The organism is Paenibacillus sp. Y916 (assembly GCF_056786435.1).
Map to the genome: position 1 here is coordinate 101,095 of NZ_JBXCJA010000006.1, position 23,146 is coordinate 124,240.

21 protein-coding genes are annotated in these 23,146 nt (G+C 33.9%); 14 read left to right on the forward strand and 7 right to left on the reverse strand.

Annotation, left to right across the window (positions count from 1 at the left end; translation table 11 throughout):
• Positions 1 to 35: 35 nt before the first annotated feature.
• The 7 genes from AC1TO9_RS14710 (at position 36) to AC1TO9_RS14740 (ending at position 5,615) form a co-directional block, all read left to right on the forward strand.
• Positions 36 to 683, forward strand: a complete 648-nt coding sequence (locus AC1TO9_RS14710) for a hypothetical protein (protein WP_482059611.1) — start codon at positions 36 to 38, stop codon at positions 681 to 683.
• Between the two features lie 1,100 nt (positions 684 to 1,783).
• Positions 1,784 to 2,434: a sigma-70 RNA polymerase sigma factor region 4 domain-containing protein gene (locus AC1TO9_RS14715; protein WP_482059612.1), complete on the forward strand. Its 651-nt coding sequence runs from the start codon at positions 1,784 to 1,786 to the stop codon at positions 2,432 to 2,434.
• A 1-nt stretch (position 2,435) separates the two neighbouring features.
• Complete coding sequence (locus AC1TO9_RS14720; protein WP_482059613.1) at positions 2,436 to 2,609, forward strand: YvrJ family protein; 174 nt, start codon at positions 2,436 to 2,438, stop codon at positions 2,607 to 2,609.
• Positions 2,606 to 2,860: a helix-turn-helix domain-containing protein gene (locus AC1TO9_RS14725; protein ID WP_482059614.1), complete on the forward strand. Its 255-nt coding sequence runs from the start codon at positions 2,606 to 2,608 to the stop codon at positions 2,858 to 2,860. The genes AC1TO9_RS14720 and AC1TO9_RS14725 overlap by 4 nt, the downstream gene beginning before the upstream one ends.
• Before the next feature lie 204 nt (positions 2,861 to 3,064).
• Complete coding sequence (locus tag AC1TO9_RS14730) at positions 3,065 to 3,742, forward strand: hypothetical protein (protein WP_482059615.1); 678 nt, start codon at positions 3,065 to 3,067, stop codon at positions 3,740 to 3,742.
• Positions 3,743 to 3,851: 109 nt separating this feature from the next.
• Positions 3,852 to 4,388 carry a hypothetical protein gene (locus AC1TO9_RS14735; protein ID WP_482059616.1) on the forward strand — a complete coding sequence of 179 codons (537 nt, stop codon included), beginning with the start codon at positions 3,852 to 3,854 and terminating at the stop codon, positions 4,386 to 4,388.
• Positions 4,389 to 4,709: 321 nt separating this feature from the next.
• Positions 4,710 to 5,615, forward strand: a complete 906-nt coding sequence (locus AC1TO9_RS14740; protein WP_482059617.1) for a copper amine oxidase N-terminal domain-containing protein — start codon at positions 4,710 to 4,712, stop codon at positions 5,613 to 5,615.
• Between the two features lie 219 nt (positions 5,616 to 5,834).
• Here the strand turns inward: AC1TO9_RS14740 and AC1TO9_RS14745 are convergent, their stop codons facing one another.
• Positions 5,835 to 6,518, reverse strand: a complete 684-nt coding sequence (locus tag AC1TO9_RS14745) for a hypothetical protein (protein ID WP_482059618.1) — start codon at positions 6,516 to 6,518, stop codon at positions 5,835 to 5,837.
• A 409-nt stretch (positions 6,519 to 6,927) separates the two neighbouring features.
• Between AC1TO9_RS14745 and AC1TO9_RS14750 the strand changes: the two genes are divergently transcribed.
• Positions 6,928 to 8,421 (forward strand): DNA cytosine methyltransferase, encoded by a 1,494-nt coding sequence (locus tag AC1TO9_RS14750; RefSeq protein ID WP_482059619.1) that lies wholly within the window; start codon positions 6,928 to 6,930, stop codon positions 8,419 to 8,421.
• A gap of 692 nt (positions 8,422 to 9,113) precedes the next feature.
• On the opposite strand, the gene AC1TO9_RS14755 is transcribed toward AC1TO9_RS14750, so the two are convergent.
• Both AC1TO9_RS14755 and AC1TO9_RS14760 read right to left on the reverse strand, forming a co-directional pair.
• On the reverse strand, positions 9,114 to 10,325 hold the full coding sequence (locus tag AC1TO9_RS14755; RefSeq protein WP_482059620.1) for a hypothetical protein: 1,212 nt from the start codon (positions 10,323 to 10,325) through the stop codon (positions 9,114 to 9,116).
• 1,274 nt (positions 10,326 to 11,599) lie between these two features.
• Positions 11,600 to 13,027 (reverse strand): hypothetical protein, encoded by a 1,428-nt coding sequence (locus tag AC1TO9_RS14760; protein ID WP_482059621.1) that lies wholly within the window; start codon positions 13,025 to 13,027, stop codon positions 11,600 to 11,602.
• Positions 13,028 to 13,295: 268 nt separating this feature from the next.
• Here AC1TO9_RS14760 and AC1TO9_RS14765 point away from each other — a divergent pair, with 268 nt between their 5' ends.
• Positions 13,296 to 14,102 carry a hypothetical protein gene (locus AC1TO9_RS14765; protein ID WP_482059622.1) on the forward strand — a complete coding sequence of 269 codons (807 nt, stop codon included), beginning with the start codon at positions 13,296 to 13,298 and terminating at the stop codon, positions 14,100 to 14,102.
• A gap of 108 nt (positions 14,103 to 14,210) precedes the next feature.
• Complete coding sequence (locus tag AC1TO9_RS14770; RefSeq protein ID WP_482059623.1) at positions 14,211 to 15,248, forward strand: phosphoadenosine phosphosulfate reductase domain-containing protein; 1,038 nt, start codon at positions 14,211 to 14,213, stop codon at positions 15,246 to 15,248.
• A 201-nt stretch (positions 15,249 to 15,449) separates the two neighbouring features.
• On the opposite strand, the gene AC1TO9_RS14775 is transcribed toward AC1TO9_RS14770, so the two are convergent.
• Positions 15,450 to 16,502, reverse strand: coding sequence for a hypothetical protein (locus tag AC1TO9_RS14775; protein ID WP_482059624.1), 1,053 nt, complete (start codon positions 16,500 to 16,502; stop codon positions 15,450 to 15,452).
• Positions 16,503 to 16,705: 203 nt separating this feature from the next.
• Here AC1TO9_RS14775 and AC1TO9_RS14780 point away from each other — a divergent pair, with 203 nt between their 5' ends.
• The 4 genes from AC1TO9_RS14780 (at position 16,706) to AC1TO9_RS14795 (ending at position 20,505) form a co-directional block, all read left to right on the forward strand.
• Positions 16,706 to 17,758 (forward strand): hypothetical protein, encoded by a 1,053-nt coding sequence (locus AC1TO9_RS14780; RefSeq protein ID WP_482059625.1) that lies wholly within the window; start codon positions 16,706 to 16,708, stop codon positions 17,756 to 17,758.
• Between the two features lie 634 nt (positions 17,759 to 18,392).
• The gene (locus AC1TO9_RS14785) at positions 18,393 to 19,148 is read left to right on the forward strand and encodes a hypothetical protein (RefSeq protein WP_482059626.1); all 756 of its coding nucleotides are present in this window, start codon (positions 18,393 to 18,395) and stop codon (positions 19,146 to 19,148) included.
• A 90-nt stretch (positions 19,149 to 19,238) separates the two neighbouring features.
• Positions 19,239 to 20,375 (forward strand): hypothetical protein, encoded by a 1,137-nt coding sequence (locus tag AC1TO9_RS14790; RefSeq protein ID WP_482059627.1) that lies wholly within the window; start codon positions 19,239 to 19,241, stop codon positions 20,373 to 20,375.
• Entirely contained in the window at positions 20,353 to 20,505 is a 153-nt protein-coding gene (locus tag AC1TO9_RS14795; RefSeq protein WP_482059628.1) for a hypothetical protein, read from the forward strand. Before AC1TO9_RS14790 ends, AC1TO9_RS14795 begins: the two co-directional genes overlap by 23 nt.
• A 151-nt stretch (positions 20,506 to 20,656) precedes the next feature.
• Here AC1TO9_RS14795 and AC1TO9_RS14800 read toward each other — a convergent pair whose 3' ends face one another.
• The 3 genes from AC1TO9_RS14800 to AC1TO9_RS14810 all read right to left on the reverse strand — a co-directional run bounded on the left by AC1TO9_RS14800 (position 20,657) and on the right by AC1TO9_RS14810 (position 23,082).
• Positions 20,657 to 21,274 (reverse strand): hypothetical protein, encoded by a 618-nt coding sequence (locus tag AC1TO9_RS14800; RefSeq protein WP_482059629.1) that lies wholly within the window; start codon positions 21,272 to 21,274, stop codon positions 20,657 to 20,659.
• Between the two features lie 263 nt (positions 21,275 to 21,537).
• Complete coding sequence (locus AC1TO9_RS14805) at positions 21,538 to 21,948, reverse strand: hypothetical protein (protein WP_482059630.1); 411 nt, start codon at positions 21,946 to 21,948, stop codon at positions 21,538 to 21,540.
• Positions 21,949 to 22,326: 378 nt separating this feature from the next.
• Entirely contained in the window at positions 22,327 to 23,082 is a 756-nt protein-coding gene (locus AC1TO9_RS14810; protein ID WP_482059631.1) for a peptidoglycan-binding protein, read from the reverse strand.
• Between the last annotated feature and the right edge of the window lie 64 nt (positions 23,083 to 23,146).

The following is a 23,146-nucleotide window of genomic DNA, read 5'->3' on the forward strand; positions in this document are numbered from 1 at the left end:
AACAAAATAAACAATTTGAGAGGAAGTTATTAACTATGGGACAGCTCGATGAATATGCAAAGGTTGTACGAATCAAAACAGGTGATCTTAACGACAAAGGGTTCAAAGCAACATTAACATTACCAAACGCTAAAACCTTGCCAGGAATATATGATTATATCAATTTCTACTGTGGCCTTGGTTCTTATGAATGCGGTATATCTTGTAAAGACCAAAGTGGCTGGAAACAGAATGGTGCTTTAATGTGGCGTGCTTTTGCGAATGGAGAGGGCGTTACAACATATGGACCAACTTTATACGCTAACGGCGCTACTGTCACAATTTCTCTTGAAAGAAACGCACTGAACCTGATAGAATTCAAGGTAAATGATAGTATTATCAAAACTTTCAGTAAGACAGTCACTTCTGTTCCGAACTCTGCACGGCTAGTCTTAGCTTCTTATCAAGCAACAGGGGTCACTCCACCACTAAAAGCATGGACTGTTAAACACGACCAAGTTAGGGCTTATCAAATGAAATATAAAAATAGCTCAAATAATTGGGTTGCCTTTACAGCAAATACACCAAGTAGTAGATTAGAGACAGAAGAATGGCCACTAAATGTAGCAACCCCTGACGGTAAAACGTACCTATTGGATAAGAAATATATTGGTAACTCCGACGTGTATGCATCTTTAAAATAATAAATTCAAATTCATTATTGTGATGGTTACTACTTAGGACCCGAAGCAGAAGAGTAAAGAAAACTTAAAATAGAGGAGTACCGCAAATGCGATACTCCTCTATTTTTTATATGATTATAGGGATTTAATTTATAACACCTCAAATAACTTAAATGTGTTAATGCTATCTTAATTGGAATATAACATGTTACACGTAATACATAACTATCCAACAGGATGAATTATGTATTACGTGTTTTATTTAGGTTCTTAACTATTTTCCTAACTCGAAAGGATCGATGACGTTAGGAAGGATTATTGCAGATTCTGCTCTTAGCAAGGAAAACTTCTTTTTTCCAATTTTATAACATTAGGGGGCGAAAGAGGGGCGTTTGAGTCATCTATTTTTCAATTATCTATTAGCCGGTAGGATAATTATTATTCCTGTAGTTCTTTTTGCTATAACTCCAGTAACGCCAACGTTTTACACCATACTCCTATTTGGAATAAGAGATATAAAAATCATTCATATCGAACGTAAGATACGTTTGAGAATACATATAATAACGTAAACGAACCATTGTATTATGTTTAACAAATTGATGGGAAATAGTTAGCCCTATGTTCTGCCGTTTTGACATTCATACACTTATAAAATTCATGGCAATCAATTGCTTTAAAAGTTACTGTATAGAAATGAATATGCGAAAAAGCCCTCCATCTGGCGTTTTTGAATTTTTTTGTGTCCCCTTACCCCATGGCCCCTTATCCGAGTGCTCTATCCATCATCTACTAATTTTAGCGTAGTATCCACTCACGTTTGTTTACTATCTCAATTCTTCCAGTATCAACAGAATCCTAATTCATTATACTCCGACAAGTCTAAGTTGTACGTCATAAATTATGATTAGAACATCTGTAAACAACTAACAAACGACGAAAATAAGCAATATTTTTCATATCATAATAGGAACATTTGTTCTATAATAGAGATAGAGATACATTGCGAAAAATCCATTCTTACACAATAAAAGAACAAACGTTCGTAAAAGGGGTTGTGTAAAAGGAGGTTCATATCACTTTAATAGATAGAATCTAAGAACGTAAAGGAGTGATTTATATTGAACACAATAGCAGTAAACAAATCATCTTCCAACATGAGAGAAATTGATGTTTTCCTTACATATCGTAAAAGTCACCCAAGGGTATTTGAAAATAAAGTAATATGTGGCTTCTTCGAAAATCCATACCATGTACTATTATTTGGGAGGCAACTTTGCGATCCATCATCAGAAGTAAAGGTCGAACTTGACACGGCATTCAAAAGTTTTTTCTTTCAATTTCGCTTTACAAAATATCTATGCCAACTTATTTATTTTGCTGATATCGATTATCACAGAAAGCGTAAAAGATATGATGAAAGAAACCCATTGGTTTTTGACACGCCTGTAGGTGATGAAGGAGATATGTCACTAGGTGAGTACATTTCTTCCTTATCAGCAACACCAGACTTTGATTTACCACAACGTAGTCCAGAAGTTTTCCAATCTCAAATTGAAGATCCTAAGCTGTACTCTGCATTTTCAAAGCTAACTCAGAAGCAACAACTTATTATTACACTCGCCTATGATGCAGGTGTGTTAGATACAGAAATCGCAAATTCTTTGAAAGTATCCCAACAGGCAATAACAAAGACTAGAATTAAAGCACTTCAAAAAATGAAGAATGAACTTTTGGCTGTGGCTATTGCAACCTGTCAGGGGGTTGGCTAATTTGGAAACACAAACATTAATTTCAATGCTTACAACCTCAATATCGACTTTAGGATTTCCCATCGTATTAACAGGTTATCTACTTTTACGATTTGAAAAAAAAATTGAAATGCTCAACGCAACAATAAGAGAGATGATAGAGATCATTAAAGATGAGGTGCTTAAAAAGAAATGAACGAAACAGTGAATGAAATAAATTTATTTGAACTTGTGCAGCGGGCAAAAGAAGGAGATAAAGAGGCGATGAATCAAATCATCGTCATGTTTCAACCACTTATCATTAAGTCTAGTCTACGCGCAAAACCAAATGAACGAAGTGATGTGCAACAAGATCTTACGGAGAAAGTGATTCGTGCTGTACAGAGATACGATCTTGATTCCCTTCCTGACTATACGCAGTTTGTTGAACTCTTTATAGCTAAGTAAATGTTTTAACGTTCCCATATAGCATTCATTATATTATCGTTTTATATATTCGGAAAAAGAGGTCAGCGCTGTTTGCTGGCCTTTTTTATTATACTAATCTAAGTAAAGTTTAGGTTGTTTTTTTACAGAGTTAGAACACTTTTATTAGTAAGAAAACAAACTTGGCCAAGCAGAGTTTTCAAATCATATTCTGGAGGTTATAAAATGGCTTATACTTATGCAACTTATACTGCTTCAAATGGTGTTAAATTGGTGACGATGAAAACTTCACCTAATAATGTTTATATGACATATATCGGTCAGAAGGCAGTTTCTGCACAATCTATATATGGTGTTAACGGAGGCTTCTTCTACGGTAGTAGCATACTTTCGATTGCAGCGAATAACGGTAATCCGATTAATGGATCAAATGGGACTTACGGTAGTGGTTATAAAAATGAAAAATATAATCGTGGTACCCTTGTGTGGGACACAAAAGCCTCTCAATTTTCTGTACAGGTTGCTTCAACGATTAATGATCTGAATGTACTAAGTAAAACCCAATACTGGGCACAAGGTGGTATCAGTATGGGACTAAACAATGAAAGTGGCTGGAAAGCACAAGCTACTGCAGAAAACATGCCAGATTTAGATGGCAGTTCCGCACGCACAGGCTTAGTATATAATAATACGAATAACATCTGGTTAGTTGTATCAACTACTAAATGTTCGGCAACTGCATTCCGAAACGCTATTAAGGAAAAAGTAGGATCTGGTACATTGGTTAACGGGATCTTCCTTGATGGAGGCGGTTCGTCTGAATATAAAGTCGCTGAGGGATCTTTTGGTGGTACGGACCAAACTCCTCGTGCAGTTTACTCAATGGTTGCAATGCGGAGTTAATATTAAATATTTAAATATAAATGCCCTGTGTAACTACAGGGCATTTGTTTACATTTCAAAACCTTTTATCCTTTTTTGCGTTTATATATATAAAGAAAAGAGGTGCTATATGAAAAAACATTTAATTATTAGTTTGGGCTTGCTTATTACCGTAATGAGTATTACCGCTTGTGGGAAAGTATCCGAAAGTCTCACTTCTACAAGCGATATCAGTACTGATAAAAATGAAGAAACCAAATCAACCAAGCCTAATGAAGTTTTAACTGATGACAACAATACTCCAACTACATCTAACTTTAAAGAAGGTGTTTTCATTGATGTTGATCAGATTGATTCTCCGAACGTTGATGATAACTTTAAAGAAGCACTCCTAACTATGTTAGAAGCTGTTGTAAAACATGATACTGATTACTTCACTAATATTTTCCCAGAAGCATATGCTTCTGAATTTGAAGCTCTACTTACAGGACCCTATAAATTTCGTTTCTATGAAGTATCCCCTGATGCATATATTGACGCTGAAGAAAGAGTATCTATTGATGTTTTAGGCCAGAAAGCGGACGGACAAAACATAAAAGATTTTTCTTGGTTATTATACTTTAAAAAAGATAACCAAGGAGTTTGGAAGTTAATTGCTATTGATTAGAATTATTCTCTCAACCTTCATCTAATATGATTCAATAAATCATATATTCTAAAACGATATCCTTTAGTACTCTTTTAAATAAATACCTAAAACGGTGATTAATGCTTATTTCACACTATTTGTGTTTCTAATCATTCATTCCTTTTAGGTGTTTTTTGCGCCTACAATCCAAATGTGCAACTTTTTCCATTTATTTACGTTAATAATCTAGAACATTCGAAATTAATCAAAACCAGCTTGGTGAAGGATAATGTTCAATAATTATTATTTAGTCAAAAGGCTGTTGATATGGATATAACAATGTAAATGGAGGAATGAATCGTGAAAAAAATAATTAGTTTGTTAAGTATCTTGATCGTCGTAGTATCTTGTTCAATTAATGTTGTATCTGCTTCAAAGGTGAACGGAATTAATTTAAATATTAATGGGCAAAAAGTTGAGGGACAACTTCCTATTATCATTAATAACAATATCCTGGTTCCAATACGTACCGTTACACTAGTACCGAATGTAAACGTCCATTGGGATAATAATACAAAAACTGTCACTGTGAAGGATTCTTTAACGCTGGATAAGGTTAAAATAAAAGTGGGCAGTAAAACAGCTTTTATTGGAGATAATGAGGTTACTCTAGCAACCGCATCAATTATTAAAAATGGTTCGACTTATGTTCCATTCCGCTTTATTGGTGAAGGTTTGAAAGCACATGTAGAATGGGATGAGAAAACTAGAACCATCATTATTTATAAAACGGATAAAGAACTTTCAGAATCGCTTAAGAGCAATGATATTACAGAAGTTAGAAATGCTGTAATAAAACTGCCTCGTATTTTTTTACATGATGGTTTTACGCCAACTGAAGAGGGAGGGAGTGGTGGTCATTACTATTTTCAATTCGGACAAAAAGATAGGTTCCTATACGTATATAGGGGTATAGCTCAATATTTTGAAGTACAGAATGGTGCAGCACGGGAAATTTGGGAAGCACAAGCCGGAAAAAAAGATTCAAGTAATAAAGATGGAATTCCTAATATTATCCCATCTGTAGCGAAAGAGTGGGGTTCTCGACCTGATTTCACAGGTAAAATAAACTACTTTATGGATTTATGGAAAATAGATCAAGTGAAATATGGGACTATTGATGAGAATGGAAAATCAATTTTCGAAGCTTCTGCACCCTCTTCCAGCGGATCAAACTTCATATTTGAGATTCCTGGTGAATCCTAATATACAAAAAAATCATTATCCTTATTTGGATGATGATTTTTTATATTATCTATGTTCCACAGGAAAACAAGCTTAGTTGATAGCGGGTAAATATATCACTCACTGTCATTTTAAATCATCGATAATCTAAGGGTTATTACCATAAAAAAATCCTCAAGTCTCTGCTAGAAGCAGGACCTGAGGGCTAGATAAATAATCACTAAGATTTAAATACTGTTACTATTTCGCCAAAGTCGCAGTTACAGTCGAGTTAGCTAATTGAGAAAAATTAAATATATAATTTTGAGGATTTGGACACGGTACAGCTACTCCATTCTTCTCAGGCCAATGGAAAGTACTAGGAGTTGAATTAGTTGTAGTAAGTGCAGTCCAAGTGTTACTACTCGCATTCTTAATTTGCAACTGCGACGCAGTAAGTTGACTATGCCAGATGTCCCATGCAGGCAATGTATTTGGCGTAGAAGCATAAACATTGCTACCAGCAGCAATAATTAATCGTAAATCGCTAGCTGTATTACCAACCAGAAATGTCTTATACGTATATTTAACTTTTTCTATACCGTTTACGTAAAAACGAATATATAGAGGAGTTGATGGATTTGTTGTTGGTTCATCAACAACAAGTTTGAGATGCACTTTCTGACCGAAAGCAAATTCACCCCATGATCCAGCACCTACAAGTCCATTATGATCATTTGCAAACCAACGGAATCCTGCATTACCTTTTCTATAAGATAGACCACACTCTGCCTGTAGGAAACCACCTAGATAGTAGTTTACATAGTTAGAGTTAGTACCTTCAAATGTAACAGAACTGGGAAGGGTGATATAACCTGAAATACCTCTTGCAGATATCTTTGAAGCTACCTTACAAAATTTTGCATACTCTGTTTCTTTTGACATGTTTAACGACTCCTTATACATTATTCAAGTAAACAGGAGTTAATTGAATTGTTTCTCCCGAACTCTTCAACTAATTTCACTTGTTACACTATAAAGTGTAATTAGTAAGGCACAACACAACCATTAAACATGAATTATATAAAGTATTATAAACAAATCATTACACGTCGTTAGAGGAGCGATAATTCTCGTTAAGCAGAATTTCTCAGTGTGTGCTACAATTAATGCATAACATTTTCAAAACTTTAACTATTACTCTTCGCAGGCGCAGAAGAGATTTTTATTAAACAAAACACCTAAAACGGTGATTAATGCTTATTTCACACTATCTGTGTGTCTAATCATTCATTCGTTTTAGGTGTTTTTTTGCGCCTACAACCCAATAACTATTCAATAGGAGAATGCACTCATGAAGGAAACTATTAAGAAACGCTTATACAAAATTAAATCTAGGTTGTACATCGAAGCTAAATACTTAGCGAATTATGGCTTTGGAATAGGTCAGCCAATTAAGTACGCAATAGATCAAGACAAGAAAAAGATTACCATACTACCTGTAGAATCCGGTTCTAAGAAGCATGTAGCAAAAACGACTCAAAAAAACGGAAGCACAGTTCCAGTAATCGATATAAAGGCTAAAGACGTAGAGGGTTTCTTTGCTGAGCATAATAAAATTGAAGTGGAAATCCTTAAAGGGAAAATTGTTTTTACAGTCGCAGAGGCGAATTTAGTAGAGTTAGAAAACGTCGTATCCTTTAAAGATGCTAAAGAACAGCACACGATGCTTCAAAATAAAAAGTATTCAGTAAGTATTAATGAATACTGTCATGCATCAGGTTACGGACAACTGGATTTATTTAATTATTTCCAAGCGGAAGGCTTAGACTTTTCAAAATCTTCCGAAGGCAGCATTCCACAACGTCTAAAAGATAAGTCAATTAAAATGCTCTCCCTGTTTTCGGGGTGCGGTAGCATGGATAAAGGCTTCCTTGATGAACAGTATGAAATTATTTTTGCGAATGATCGGTTTGAATCCAAAGCATTGAAAGATAATCATGTGTTGACTTACAAGGAGAACATTGGTGATCACATAATCACGCAAGATGTCATGGACTTCAGTGAAGGGGATGTTCCAATCTGTGATTTAGTGGTTGCTGGGATTCCTTGTATTCGGTACAGTGCATTAAACACCAAAAACAACTTTAGAGATGATATATCATTTTTCCACCCGATTGTGGAACAAACGATAAACATTATCCAATGGAGTAAAGCAAAAGCATTTCTCATAGAAAATGTAGAAAATTTTATCTCCGTTAAAGGTGGAATTATGTTAAAAAGATTTAAAGAAAGATTAAGTAACTTTGGAATCACAGCAAAAGTTATAAACAGTTCAATGTTGGGATCTCCACAAAAAAGATCCCGTGCGTTTATCCTAGGCATAAAAGAAGGAGAACCTAAAATCTCTATACCGCATTTATCTGAGTATATGACAGTGAACAAAGCTTTTGAAGACATCGAAGGTGTACATCAACAAGATGTGTTCTTTACACCCACTGAAAAGACGTTGGAGCGAATGAAGCATGTTCCACAGGGTGGCAATATTAAAAATGTCCCTGTTGAACTAAGAGCTCCTAATAAAACGTTCAGCAATTATTGTCAGCGTTTACTAGGTACAGGCCAGGCTCCCACGATAACTCATGTTCAGGACGATGTATTCATCCATCCTCAACTAGACAGATACCTATCTGTTAGAGAAACAGCAAGATTGTTTAGTTTACCAGATGATTTTTCATTTATAGGAAGTAAAACCGCAATATTTGAAATGTTGAAAAATTGCGTCGATTATCGTGTTTCTAGACACTTAGCAAAAATTATTAAGATGCAATTGCTGCCATTATTATAATAAAATAATCTAAATAATGTAATCTTTACTCCTCTCCTCTAATATAGTTAGAGGGGAGGTTCTATTATTATAGATGCAATCATAATTTAATTTGAAGCGGTTGTTTTGACTTGCTAATAAAAACCATTTCACAATATAATTTATTAAAACTATAAATTAAAACTATTGATTAAGACCATAACGTTAATACATTTGGTTAATACCATTTTACGAGTGGTTTTAAGATCAATAAAGCCTTGCTATGTATGGGTTTATCTTCATGTTAATAATTGGTTAAAGAAAGTACAATACGAATTACACAACATAATATATTAGGTACACATTCAGAAAGACATTATCAATGTTAAAAGATTTCATATCCACAGTACATAGTTACTCTATCCGTGAATATGAAAACTTTATCAGATCCACTTTTTACTTTAACCAACTCACAAAAAACGTTATCCACAGAATTTAGTATAATAAATACATTCTTAGTCGATCGACAACAAAATTAGGTAGAGATAGAAGGTAATATTTATATAAGGAGTAGGATCTTTCATTAACTATTTACCTGAAGGAAGAAGGGGGTTGTTTTAAGGCAACGAGAAATAATAGTCGCTCTATATTAAATAGAACCACCACTGGTAATCGAGGTATGCAATGATTTTATTGCAGAACAAAATAGATCGAATAATGAATATCGATTTACATTAGTTAACCAACGATCTTATATTGGTTGCTTTTTTATTTATCTCTCTTTTTATCACATTTTTAATCTCCAGGATTGGATCAGGAAGGGAGATTATCTGGTTAAAATTTTTAATAAACCATTCAGGCTTCTGTTGGAAACGTTGTAACCAGTATTGATGTATTTTTATTAGCTTTTCCCAAACGTTTTTGTACTGCTTATTCGACTCATCAATAATTAATTGATTGTTTTCAGATAGCTCATGATCGTTAAATAGGTTTGACTCAGCAACACGTTTTTTTTCTTTAAATATCTCAAGTTCCATAGACATTTGTACCGCATAATTAAGTTCTGCTGCTTCCATTACTGCACGGAAATAAGCACTGATTTCATCCAATTCATTTTTTTCTTCGTTTACCACATATTCACTCTCATCTTTATAGATCATTTTGAAGAAAGTATGAGAACGCATCGTATTATGTTGTATGTTGTATAAAGCAGTATCGAAAATCTCAGAAGCATATTCATATCCTGCTTTAGCATAATAATCTTCCATGACTTTCGCCATTTGCCAAACGGCTTTACGAGATATAAAATCACAGCAAAAACGATGCTTTTTTAGTTGTTTTAAAACCCACAGCTCTGCACCTTCTGAATAAACCTCTCCCATTGCTAACCATTCAGGATGTACATTCAAAACCTGGTAGTTATCCTTGTATATTTTGATTTTAAGATATTTAGATGCTTTCTCTAAAATCTGTATCGCTTCTTTACGTGTGCGGATATTCAGTAAGCCACCAGAACCATACATATCGTTGATATGACCCCATTTCCAGTTACCAGGCATATAAACTAGTTCCTTTCCAACATAGTGAATAATGAACCGTTGTACATTTCGGTTTTCACTTAAAAAGTCATCGCAATTATAGAAAATGAAATTTTTTGAATATAGCTCGTCCTTTTGAGTTTCTTCTTTCTCTTGAACGAAAACAAATCGATTTAAAAATAGTTTACCATTCGTATCATGGTGGACTAATCCCTCAGTGATTAATTTTTGTATAAGGGTAGATATTCGGTAGTTGGAGGTACCCATTCTTTTAGCAATATCAGAAATAGGAAGGGGTACTTCACCACCATAAGCACATACCGAACCAAGGAGGAGTTTGAGTTTGAAAAGAAGACGAGTATCATTATGTAGTGTTCTAGCATCGAACAAATCAGGATGATGTTTCATTTATAAAATCTCCTTATTCCCAACAAAAGAAGTCAAGAAAATAAAGGTTCAATCTTTTACTTTTTCAAAAGGCATGTTATACTAAAAACATATCTTAAGAATAGTAAAACAAAGGACCTGACTTCGTGAGTTCTATAATAAGTGGTGAGTTTGCCGACCTAACACTTATTTAGAATGTATGTAGTTGGGTTCTATTTTTATTGTCTGGTGTATAATCTCTTATTAAATTACAAGAATTCAATAAGATTTATGATGGTTATGGAGTATTAATCTTCCAATAAAGATCATTATAGCACTGTCAGTTTTGATGGTAAATAGACGCAGTATGACGGAGATTTGGGCGATTTTTGTAATTAATCAACGAATACAGTTACTTTATAAATAGCGGGAATTTGGACGACTTCTTTAAATATCTTGATGAGCATGGGTTTTTGTTATTTCAGATAAGATAAAAGAATATTTTTTAAAAGTTTAGCGGAGAATTGGACGATATTCTCAACGTATATTGAACTTTCATGAGATATTTTCTTGAATAGCGGAGATTTAGGCTATAAATTATTGTTTTCTTGCAAAAATATATAGGAATCAGCAACTTTATATAGGTGAATATTTTATTAATAAATACAAAGGTGACTTTTGATCTTCACGCTTAACGGAAATTTAGGCGACTTTTTATGATTAGCGGAGAATTGGGTGATCATTATTCGTTATTGTGCTAAATAGCGGAGATTTAGATGATTTTCTATCTCAACCTATCTGGCTTTAGCAAAGGATAAGAATTTAAACTCATTTACAAACGAAATACTCTTTAGACAGAGTGTAAATAACGGAGAATCGGATGACTTTTGATGTAATTATAGTATATAGCGGAAAAATGGGCGACTTTTATTGTGATATATATGTATAGCGGAAAAATGGGCGACTTTTAACGCGAAATATATGTATAACGGAAAAATAGGCGACTTTTTATGCGAGTTATATGTATAGCGGAAAAATGGGCGACTTTTTATGCGGGTTGTACGTATAGCGGAAAAATGGGCGACTTTTTATACGAGTTGTACGTATAACGGAAAAATGGGCGACTTTTTATGCGAGTTATATGTATAACGGAAAAATGGGCGACTTTTTATGCGAGTTATATGTATAGCGGAAAAATGGGCGACTTTTTATGCGAGTTGTACGTATAACGGAAAAATGGACGACTTTTTAGACAAAAAAATAGAGTTATTTTTCTAACTCTATTTTTCCTTTGGAATAGTATTCTGTTGTTCTGTTTAATATTCAATGAAATTCTCCATCTCTTGGTTACCAAGCAGATCCTGCACCTCATAGGATTCAACAGGGAGAAACGTGATATAAAAAACATCTTTCTTTCGTTCAAAGCTCTCTATTGTTACTTTTTGATTCACAAAATCCTGCAAGCATTCTTCTATCATTTTTAAATTCAAATCTTTACGCTTGCTTTGGAATTGTATCTTATGAATGAAATAGGCATAATCAAAAACTCCGGCATAACCGGTTTGCCTGAAATAACATAGAAATCTCTCTTTTTGAAGCGGGAATATAAGAGTCTGTGAACTCTTATTAACAAAAAAGCTTAACCTATCACTATAAGCACGAATAACCTGACCTTTTATATAATTTTGATGAATCTCATGATCTAATGTAATCTCAGCTAGTTCACCATTACCAAAAGGTTTAATCTCTAAATGAGCAAAAATTCCGAATACTAATGTTCGATTTGGTTCGACAACGTTAAATCTGATATTTGCCATTTTGATTAAACGTTCCCTAACTGCTTTGTAGCTTTGTTTACTATCTGACCCATAAATTTGGCGAACAAGTTCACCTATTGTGACAGAGACTATTTTCTCCTCAAAGAATCGTTTACGATCTCGTCTAGATAGAACAGCGCGAAATATCTGCATATCTTTATCATCGATAGATCTTAACACCTTTTCCTCTGAAATTATATCTTGACTAACTAATGTGAGCAGAGAATAATTCTCTTCGGGTTGGTATTCACTGATATAGTGCAATTTATTGTTGATAACAACACTTTTTTCTGTCAACGTCATCTTTTTCAATGGAGTGCTGCTTACGGGATGATCCGTATATTGTAGTGGTTGGTCTACAATTATATTATTAATAGTACCTTCGTAATTATTAATCAATAAGTCTGCAACGACAATGATAGTATCTAAACGAAGTGCTTTCTTAATTTGAAGAGGTGTTTTATCCTTGATGTATTTGTAATTACCAAGTCTTGAATCTTTGTCAGAGCACCAATCATTAACTTCTTGTATTCGTTTTTCTATCACACCTTCTATTGTCGTTACACCCTGTAGTTTTTTAAGTTCATCGGGTCCATACATTTGTAAAAGACCTTTTAGAAGATCAAGTTCTTTCGATAGTTCAGTGGTATTTTTAGATTTTTTTTTCGAAAGAACACTCTCTGATAAAGAGTCAGCCCAACGTTTTTTGTTAGCCTGAGAATATTTATATGTTATACGTCTAAGTTCTTTTGTATGTTCTTTTGTATATTCTTGTTTAGTGTCTGATGAGAATTCTGATGTAATAATATGGTTTATATAGTCACGTATGTTGCCTTCGTTTAGAGAATTGTATATTTCTTCAAGTTGTTCACCTAGTTCTACAACAACTTGATAAAGAAAATATTGTGGGACATGTTGATTCACCATAATAACCACCTCCAAAGCTATCATAACACAAAACTAATCTTGAACTGAAACAGAATATTCCCTGACAAGTAGGGGGTTGTATGGATTATACATTAAGGATACATTAAGGATACTCTAACAGGTTGAATATTATTTCCATTCATAAAAAGTTCTTTATGAAAAATGCTAATTTTATGATAGAATAACTTTATAACTTATCTATATCAAGACCTTTCTCTCCAGCACGCGCTAAGGAGAGCATTCTATACTTTAAAAACACCTAACAAAGGTGACCAATTTTAAAACCACGCTAGACGTGTGTATTAATTGGCGATTTTTGTTAGGTGTTTTTTTGCGTCATTTACACCTACAACCCAATTATATTAAAGGAGCCGTGAAAAAAATGTTAATGCAAAATGGAAAGAATTATGTGATGGTGAACTATCGTTTAATCTTTGGTGATATAGAGATAGGGGGAAACAAACTCATTGAATTTCAAAATACCAAAAATGATTGTGAACATCCTATTGTTAAAGCAGTAAATGGAGAGTTTAGTCAGTTTTTTGGAGATTACACTAAAAGAGATCTAACGGATGAGAATCTGTGGTACTCCCAATTTTCTGATTATTCAGTAAGAATAGAAACCATTCAAATTTTCGCACATTCAGAAGAAATGAGCATAGAATCATGTCTCAATATTGATCAGACAAATCTAACAGCTATGCAGTATGCATTTGTTGAGGATATTTTAAAGACTCCAGAATACAGAATGAATGGTAATAAACTAGTTCCGTATGTTCACGAAAGTACTCTTTCTAAGCAAAAAGATAATGTAATTTGCGAGGCTAAGGCTAGTCAGACAATTGGATTTGAAGAAGTTGTTACCAATCAACACAACATTTCCTATTCGGAACTAACAAATATCCAAAAGGGTGCTCTTCGTCAATTATCAAAAGCCATTACTACAATTTCTCAACAAATGAAGGAAGATGATATGTTTTCCTGTTGGTTGCAATCAACTGAATTTTTCGACAACTTCACTAGGTGTTTTGAAGAAACAGATCATTCAATTTCAAACATCGTTTCAGCGGAATAAGAGCACAAACAAAGGAGAGAAGAGGATTGGATTAATAATTCAATTCTCTTTTCGTTTTTGATCATCTATAAAAATGAATCCATATCAAATTGAATAGGAGATAACAATATGAATAACCGCGTTATTTTCGCATCTGGAGGAAAAGCAAGTTTCGCAACTGCAGATTTTGTTAAATCGAAATATCCTAATGATAACATCGTATTATATTTCACAGACACGCTCTGGGAACATGAAGATGTTTATCGATTAAATAATGAAGCTTCAGACAAATTGAAATTGCCTTTGTTAACTCATTCAGCTGGTCTAACTCCCATGCAACTCATGTTCGAAAAAAAATTAGTCTATAATTCTATGATTGGAGACTGCTCTAAAATTTTGAAAATGAAAGTGGCAGCAGACTATTTTAAAAAAGGAATCCGGCCAGGCATTGAAAAATGGAGAAACGCTAAGTATTTAAAAAACGAGGATTTCATTACAAATGCAATCTTATATTTCGGAATCGGTTTTGATGAAATGCATCGTGAAATGCCAATTAAGGAGAACTGGGAGCCATTTAAAGTAGAAATGCCGTTGATTGAACACAATATATATATAGATGAGGTATTAAAGAAACACGGCATTGAACAACCTATGCTGTATAAGCATGGATTTAGTCATAATAATTGTGGGGGAAAATGTGTTAAGGCAGGTATTTCACATTTTAAGCTCTTAAATGAGACGATGCCTGAAGTTTTCAATAAGCTGATGGAGCAGGAACATCACCTTAAAATTTGCGTGTCAGCATACCGGTATATTATCAAAGGTAATGATCCAAAGGATAAAACACCAATACCGCCGGAAGATATCATCCCGCTTCACGTGCAAGAGGATATGCTAGCTGAATTAGATGACGCTTATAGAGAATACTTTTATGATCGTGCTGTAAAACCAAAATTATATATTCATCCTAGCGCTAGCGCAATCGCTGAATACATGCATATCCAGCAATATAGTTTTATGAAGCGTAAATCTAAACCATTCCCAATTCGTGATTTAAATTATGAGATAAAGAATAATATGCAAATCGACTTGTTTGATTTCGGAGGTTGTGGCTGTTTCGTTGATTCTACAGATGAAGTTGAAGAGCTAGAGCTAATCTATAGTTAATTAAGCTTTATAATTAGTTCTAGATCATGTCAAGACCAGGTATATCATGTAACTGAAACAAAAAATATAGATCATATATAAGTAAGATGGGTTAAAAAAAGAATAACAGGAGTCTCTTTACTGAGATCCTTCTGTTATTCTTTTTAGTATATATAAGTGGGAATACAAAGAAAATATATGGAAGAGCCAAAAAGGTGTGTTTTATTGTAAAAGATATGCTACGGCTTCATGGATCATTCGAACGGGAACTAACTCCATATCGTGAATATTGTATTTCTTAGCTGCTGCAAGAGCTGTTAATTCTTGAGCTTTTGGATAAAAGAATATATCTGCACTATCGCGTTTAGCGGTCAATATCTTCAGATCTAGGTTTCCAATTTCCACTATATACCCGCTTCGAGTTATTCCACCAGTACCGGCCACAATTCTACCGTTAGCGAAATTACTATTAGGTTCTAGTTGTTGTATCAAACCAAGTGCTAGCATGAACCCACCAGATTCTCCAGAGTAATCATCTTGTAAGTGGAGAATATCATCATCATTTAAATCAACAAAGGCAAATCGATTCCGAACATATACTCCTAATGTGACTTGTCCATTGTGGTCTAGCTCACGTAAAATGACCGGTATAATTAAGTTTTGGCCTTCTCTGGATACAGTGATATCTACTGTTTCACCAAGTCTTTTATCCTCTAAAAAAAGGTTAATGTCTTCAATAGACTCTATCAAGGTACTGTTAATATAAAGGATCTCATCATTATCTTTTAAGAGGAGACCAGTTTTGAATTTTTCAGGATGAAAAATTACTATAGGGCCAGTCACCGTTTCTTCCCAGTCAATATCTTTATATACCATAACTGCTTTTATTATGTTGTGCTTCATATAAGGGATCACTTCATTGCCTAATATATTTAAATCTCTTTCTGTGAAATCACCTTCACTATTACCATCAGATGAGTATTTATTTAATTCGGCCCGTTTTTCATACCCTGCAAACCCAAGAGATATTTTTCCCCAATGGGATTTTATTTCGGCTTCTTTAACATAGGTCATAAATAAGTTAGTGGATTTCTTATAAGGCCCATTCTTTAAGGGGGAAGCATTTATGTAAGGATCAATCGATAAGATATGTCCTGGGGCAATCCAAAGTTCATCTTTACCGAGAGGTCTAAGTAGTAAAGATAATGAAATTACTAGGATCAGACAAATTATATTAAAAATAATGATATACCTTCTTTCTATCCTCTTGAACAATATAACTCCACCTTTAATGTTTGAATATAAAAGAAATTCCCAAGAGAAATCGGTTCCTTGGGATAAGATCTACTATAATTTGTGTTTTATCGTATCATGATTTATTTAATCTAGCAATTTAGAATATGCTTTGATGGCTTTAAAAGTGGTACGTTTGTGAGTATAATGTATTCTAAAGCGATTCATTGAGGGGAGTTGTGATAATGTCTGGGGTAATAGATGACTATAAAAATAAAATCAAAGAACTATATTCATTTCGGGAGAAGCTTATTGAAAATTTCGATATTTTACCTAGTGCAGCATATCAAGTATTTAGCGTTGAGGCTGAAATCAGAAACTTTGAGCTGCGAACAGATCGTCTAACTTCTAATTATCATCCAAATAAATGTAATCTCTGTATACAAACCATCCCAAGTGACGTTGATATAGTGAAGATAGGTAAAAAGAATAGGTTCTTAATATGCCAAAATTGTATCCATACAATAAACCAAGTAAAAGGAACATCTGAACTTGAAAAGTCTCTTAAGATTAGTTCAGGTGCAGTGAAACAGGATTGTGAAGGCCCCTTGAAGACTCTTCAAGCAGAATCTTTAGTAAGGAAGTCTGGTAAATGTTGGCTCATTCATGAGGCTGTAGCTGATTTATATTACCTGGCAGGAAGACGGAAACAAAATTTGAACAGTTCTTGGATATTGGATATTGAAGAATCTCTTAATCTGCTTAAAAAACAAAAGATCTTACTTGAAGATCTCAAAGTAGCTATTCCAGATGCGTTTAGACAAATACATAGTATCGAGGCGCAGATCCAAGATCATGAAGCGAAAATTGAGCGTATAAAAGGTGGTAGGCTTCCGTATCGATGCTCACAATGTGGTGCTTGGTTAAAAGAGGAGGGGGTTCCAACATTTTTCGCAACGTATACGATTTGTAATACATGTAAGTTTATCGTGAGTGGAGTAATGACAACCTCTGAGGGTGAAAAGAAATACAATCTCCCTCAAGGAACGATACGTAGAGATAATTCTAGAAAACTGCTCGATAAATATAAAGAACATGGCTTATTCCGGATGTCAGGATCTATATGGCTCATCCATGATGTTGTTCTTCAAGATAAATATCGTGAATTATCAATTGAGGAGGATACGCCCGCTTCAAATCATCCTCAATTGGCTGTAACTGATTTATTACAACGATCTAGTACTATTTTCAATAGGGTTATGCAGAACAAAGATTTGGGGGATGTAGACATTAAATGACTTTCGGTCATTCTATTGACTAAGTCCAGAATGATCATTACAGAATTAGGAATAATAATGAAATAAATTATGTTTTATGGTAATATGGATTTATATCAATATTTCATTTCATTTATCTCTCTAGCAGGCGCACAAGAGAGCATTCTAACACTTTTTAAGCACTTCTTTAAGTGACTATGGTCAAATGACTCATTTTTAATGAGGTCTATTAACCTTTCACTTGTAGGAGTGCTTTTTTGCGTTAATTTTTATTACCTTTTTGAGAATTATCGCAAAATTTATTTAAAAAACTACTTAGGAGTGATTAAAATGAATTTTTTATTAATCGGATTTATATTTGTGTACATTATTCTTTTTTTAGGAATAGGACTCTTATTTAAACTAGAGTACACTAAAGGACGCATAACAGCAGGATTCGTAGTAATTCAACTTGTTGTATTTAATGTTGTTATGATGAATTGTTTATTTGCAATAATTAACCAAACGTTAGATTTTTAACAAAATATGATGTTTAAAAAAGGAAAAGCAGAAAATAGCTTTTCCTTTTTTTTATATGATCTTAGTATATGGCACTCATAAATGAAGGCTGGTCTAAGATATTTTAATACAACCCAATTACTTAGGAGGAATTAGAATGGAAACGACAGTAAGAAATCAAATCTTAAAACAGGTGAACAGCAAATGGCAAGGAATATCTACTCATATGGGATATTCCCTACTTAAAAAGTTCTCCATAGTGGATCTTTCTCATCAATTAGTAGAAGGAGAATTCATTTTCGAAGTGGTATTAGATTTAAATGGAGTTTTAATTAAAATGATAAAACACGAAACTGAGAACCTAGCACAAGAGCATCTATGGGAAGTAGCGGGTTGCGAATTTTCACAGCAAATGATTCATATACCTAAAAGATCAACTGTATTCGATGTACTATTGAGCTATAGAAGAGAAATTACAAAAGAAGTTTTAGGTGATAATATTCTCAAATGGTTGAAGCTGTATTCTCAAAGATGGGAAAACATATCAATTAATGATCCTTTTAACGTGATCTTGGAAATGATGGATTTCCCACATTATATTAGTGAATTTATGTTTGAACGTGACAGGGAAGAATTCAAATTCACTGAAAATCTCCTAATGGGGAACATCAACCATTACGTGGAGAAGGATATACTAGGTGGGCTTAGAATTACTTTGGCCTCTGGTCACATCCTTAATGTCCCACCCGATTATAGTATTGTGACACCAGCGGACCTATCTATGAATGTTGCATCAGTATTGTTCGAATATAATCATAACGATTTAATAGAACAAAATACTAACTTAGAATGCGAATTAAATTGGCTTACTGAGTCAGGAATAAGTGCTTCTCTAATAAGAGTATATAATTAAAAGTATCCATTTAAATCTTATGATATATATACATCTAAAATATTAGATATCCACTATAAGGATAAAATTATTATTAAAGGAGGATTCGCAATGAGTTCTGATGATATTAAAAAAAATTATCACAGTTATATTAATCAGATCAAAGATATATTCGATCCCGTTATTCTTAAGATGAGAAGTCAAAAAGATGGAAAATGGAGGGGACAAGCCTGGAAGGGTCCAGTCAAGGAATTATTAAGTTACACGAAGCATTTCAAACTAATAGCAGCAATCAAATGGAGCTCACTTCCTCTGATTGGACAAGCGCTGGTTATTGGTGCCGGTTGGTATGCAGATGTACCTTTATGGGCTATTATCGGGTCCAGTGTTATTCTATTGTTTTCAATTTACTACTTCTGGTATGTACGTAGATATATAGATAAGATGTCTACTTTGGGAACAGAGGAGTTTCATATCGAAGCATTAAAAGCTAGAAGACCCACTGAATATAATCTGTGGCATACCTTTCTTCAAAAAGATGATTTTACTTTCTCAGATTTGTATGAAGTCTTTAACTCATATCTTGTTCCAATCAAAGATGACAGTATCAATTCCGTACTTCATTATTCGATGGGACGCGAAAATGCATTGGAAGAGACAATTCAGGAACTGAGTGAACGTCTCGTAGAATATGAAAGAATAGTTGAAGGACTTGTTTCTGATGTGGAACAGTCTGATAATGCCATTGGATATCTAGTACAACTAATAAAAGATGTCAATACTAATCTCTATCGTTTAACCAACGATGTACTAGATTATCAAGATTTGAGATTAGTCACCCCGTTTACAATTTACGAGGTTGATGGTGATATCCTTCGTAAGTTTAAGGATATTGGGACTACTGGAGGAAGTTTAGATGAAATCGATATAACCGCAACTCAAGTGTTAGATTATGCTGCTTCTATGGCAGCTAGAAGCAAAAATGGCATGCATGAAGCATTTGTAAGCAATCCTTATCCAGGCAGAACTGTTGTATCTTTCTCAATGAAAATGTTGAATCAACAGCGATGGATTTGGTGTTTTCATTTCGATGATTCGGATGAACGTGCCTTGTCTCTTGTTCTATCGAATGATATAATAGAATCAAGACAGATACGTAGACTAGTTCATGCATTTTGTTTAATCTTACAAAAGCGTATGATCTCAGAAAAGGAGGCTCCCCAAAATGTTAGAGTACAAGCCAACTAAGGTGAATGATATATCACAAAAACAAATTATGTATCAACGCAAGAATATGCGTAATCGGATGTTGAAGCAAATGGGAGTAAGAGTCGCCGTAACTGAAAAAAAGGTCGCTATCGTCCTTAAAATTGAATGAATAAATGAATCCTATCATATGGCTGTCACACAGACAGATGAATAAAGAAATATGAAAAGAGCGTGTGTCGATAATCATCGACGCACGCTTTTTCTTTATTTTGAAGGTTGATTGATATTTGTGGAACTGAACCACAGGTAGACAACGTTTCTTAATTATCAATGTATTTAATATTCTTAGCTATTTCTAAGAAAGTGGGCAAAACGTCGATTACATTTTTATTGAAATACCTGAAAGTTATCAACGTATCGACTGCTTGATCATGCTTAACTAAAAATCCGTCTTTTCTTACACCATTACTATCTATTGCGCTGCCTACATATTCTTCGTATTTATCTAATTCATCATCTATGAAAAGTTTGTCTCCCCCGCTTCCGATGGATTCGTGTATGTTATGGGGGTTACTGAGTCTTTCCACAGCATCAAGCGAAATGAATTCCGCGTTATTAAATCCAATTAGTGATCCGTCTTCAAAAGTGAACACTAAGATATTATCAGGGATATAGAATCCAAATGGCTGTAACTCTATCTTCACAAATTTAGAGTCAAATTCTTTCTCGTTAATGATAAGCATTTTTACGTCTTCAGTAAAATTTAAGTCGTCAATCAATTTTAGTTTAATTTCTTCCGTTTTCTTTTCAATTTCATTCTGATTTATGACTTGATCCACAACGGCTGGTAAAACTGTATTCTGTTCAACGTTATTAGAACAACTGATAAGTAATGCAACAGAAAGAAAGCCATATATAATTTTTTTGTATGATCTCATAATTCACCTCCTAAAGTTACATAATATCATGGTATAGTGCTAACCTTCAAAATATTGTAAAATGTCCAAAGAAAATAAAGTGTTAGACTCAGAAAATAATGTTGTAGACTGAGGAAATTTAGTGCTAGAATTGGCGGGACCTTAAGCTAACTGGCAATGAAATTATAGTTTAAGGATATTTGTATGACTATATCGGTGCTGGAAAGTTATTTGGATAATTATAAAAAAGCACCCTCTTTTGAGGGCGCTTTAATTAATGTCTACTACTTATTCTTTAAGAACCAAAATCTAAATCCTATCTCGTTAGAATTATCGCAATATATGTAATACTTAGGGTTTTCAATGTTATTCGTGTCAGGATCTATCCTAGAAATATTAAAATCAAGTGTATCAATGTTGCCATTTATTTCAACCTCAAGCTTAAGTGGTAACAACATATTACTAACAAAAGCATCAATATTAATTAATGCATCTCTCAATCTGTAAGTAATAGCATTCCCATCATCATTATTCAATATTTCGAGACAATATGCTTGCTTAATTGCTAAAGAAAAATCTTCAAACAAAAATGGATCGATTTGTGAGATAATGTTATCACTCTTAGAGTGTAGCTCCGTCCTAACATTAACCGCATTGATTTTTGTTGTTTCCTCTGAAACTGATTTAAAACCCATGGAAAATCGCCCCTTTTGATTTTATTAAAATTAATATGCTTTCCAAAATATACAATTATCATAGCTCGTTGTGAAAAATTGCGCAAATAAAAAAGCGTGATTTATCACAAACCAAATAACGTCCCAGAAAAAATTTCCACTTGGACGTAAAAAGAGCTGATCTAAAATCAGACAGGGTGAAAAGGAATGGAAAGAAAAATGTTAATTGAACATACCCGGATTTTGAAAATCTCCCGTTAACAACAACTTGGTGGGAAATTGAGAATAATATTATATAGGAGAGAAGGAAACGATCGTCAAAGTAGTGTACTCAGTCTAATACTATATTTTCTTTGAACAAAAAAAGCCTTAGGTAAGAATTGCCTAGGCTTTTTTTCTTTAATTATTTGTTAGGATATGGAAATGGTCAGCGTGATCGGCTCTTGTTTCAATTTTACTAGAGGTAAGTCCATGTTTTGTTACATAATAAATGAGTTTAACATTAGAATTCGCTACGCAAATTTCTAAGAATTTTTTAGCTTGTGCGTCTGTCATTCCGGCGTTTCTGATATCAACTTCCTTACCACTCATATGGCTACTGTGTTCAGGCGTATCTGCTCCGTCGATTAAGCAAGCATCATTAACTTCAATCTTTTTATTGAATGCAGTTACGAACGCAGAACCAAGAGCATGTAAAGTATCTAAGCATGAACTAGTACACCATGAATGATCTAGCTTGTACGTTGCATCACCACTTAGTCCATTGGCCGTATCGTTATAATTCACGAAGCTAGTGAATGATTTGTATATTCGTTTCCATCCTTTAGGGGATACCCCAATCATTCTGTGCATTGCGTTACGCGATCCGGCACCGTATATTCCATCAGCTGTCAAGCTCTCATTAGCTTGAAATACTTTTAAATTTGCTGTGGTAGCTGCGTCAAAGGTATTTGTGGTGTTGTTATCTAAGCTCGTTGTACTTGTCCATAAATAAGACGGAGTAGAACTCCGATATGTTCTCAAGTTAGCCTTCAAAACAGCTACTTGTGCGTGAGATGTCCCTTGACTGTAAGAACTTAGATAACTCGTATTATAAAATGCATTTGATGAAGATGTACCAACTGCTGCTACGTTATTATGTCCTGCTGTCATCATAAATCAACCCTTTCTAATGTTAACGTTAGGATTTAAGCAACGAGTCCCCAATACTCATTGTTTA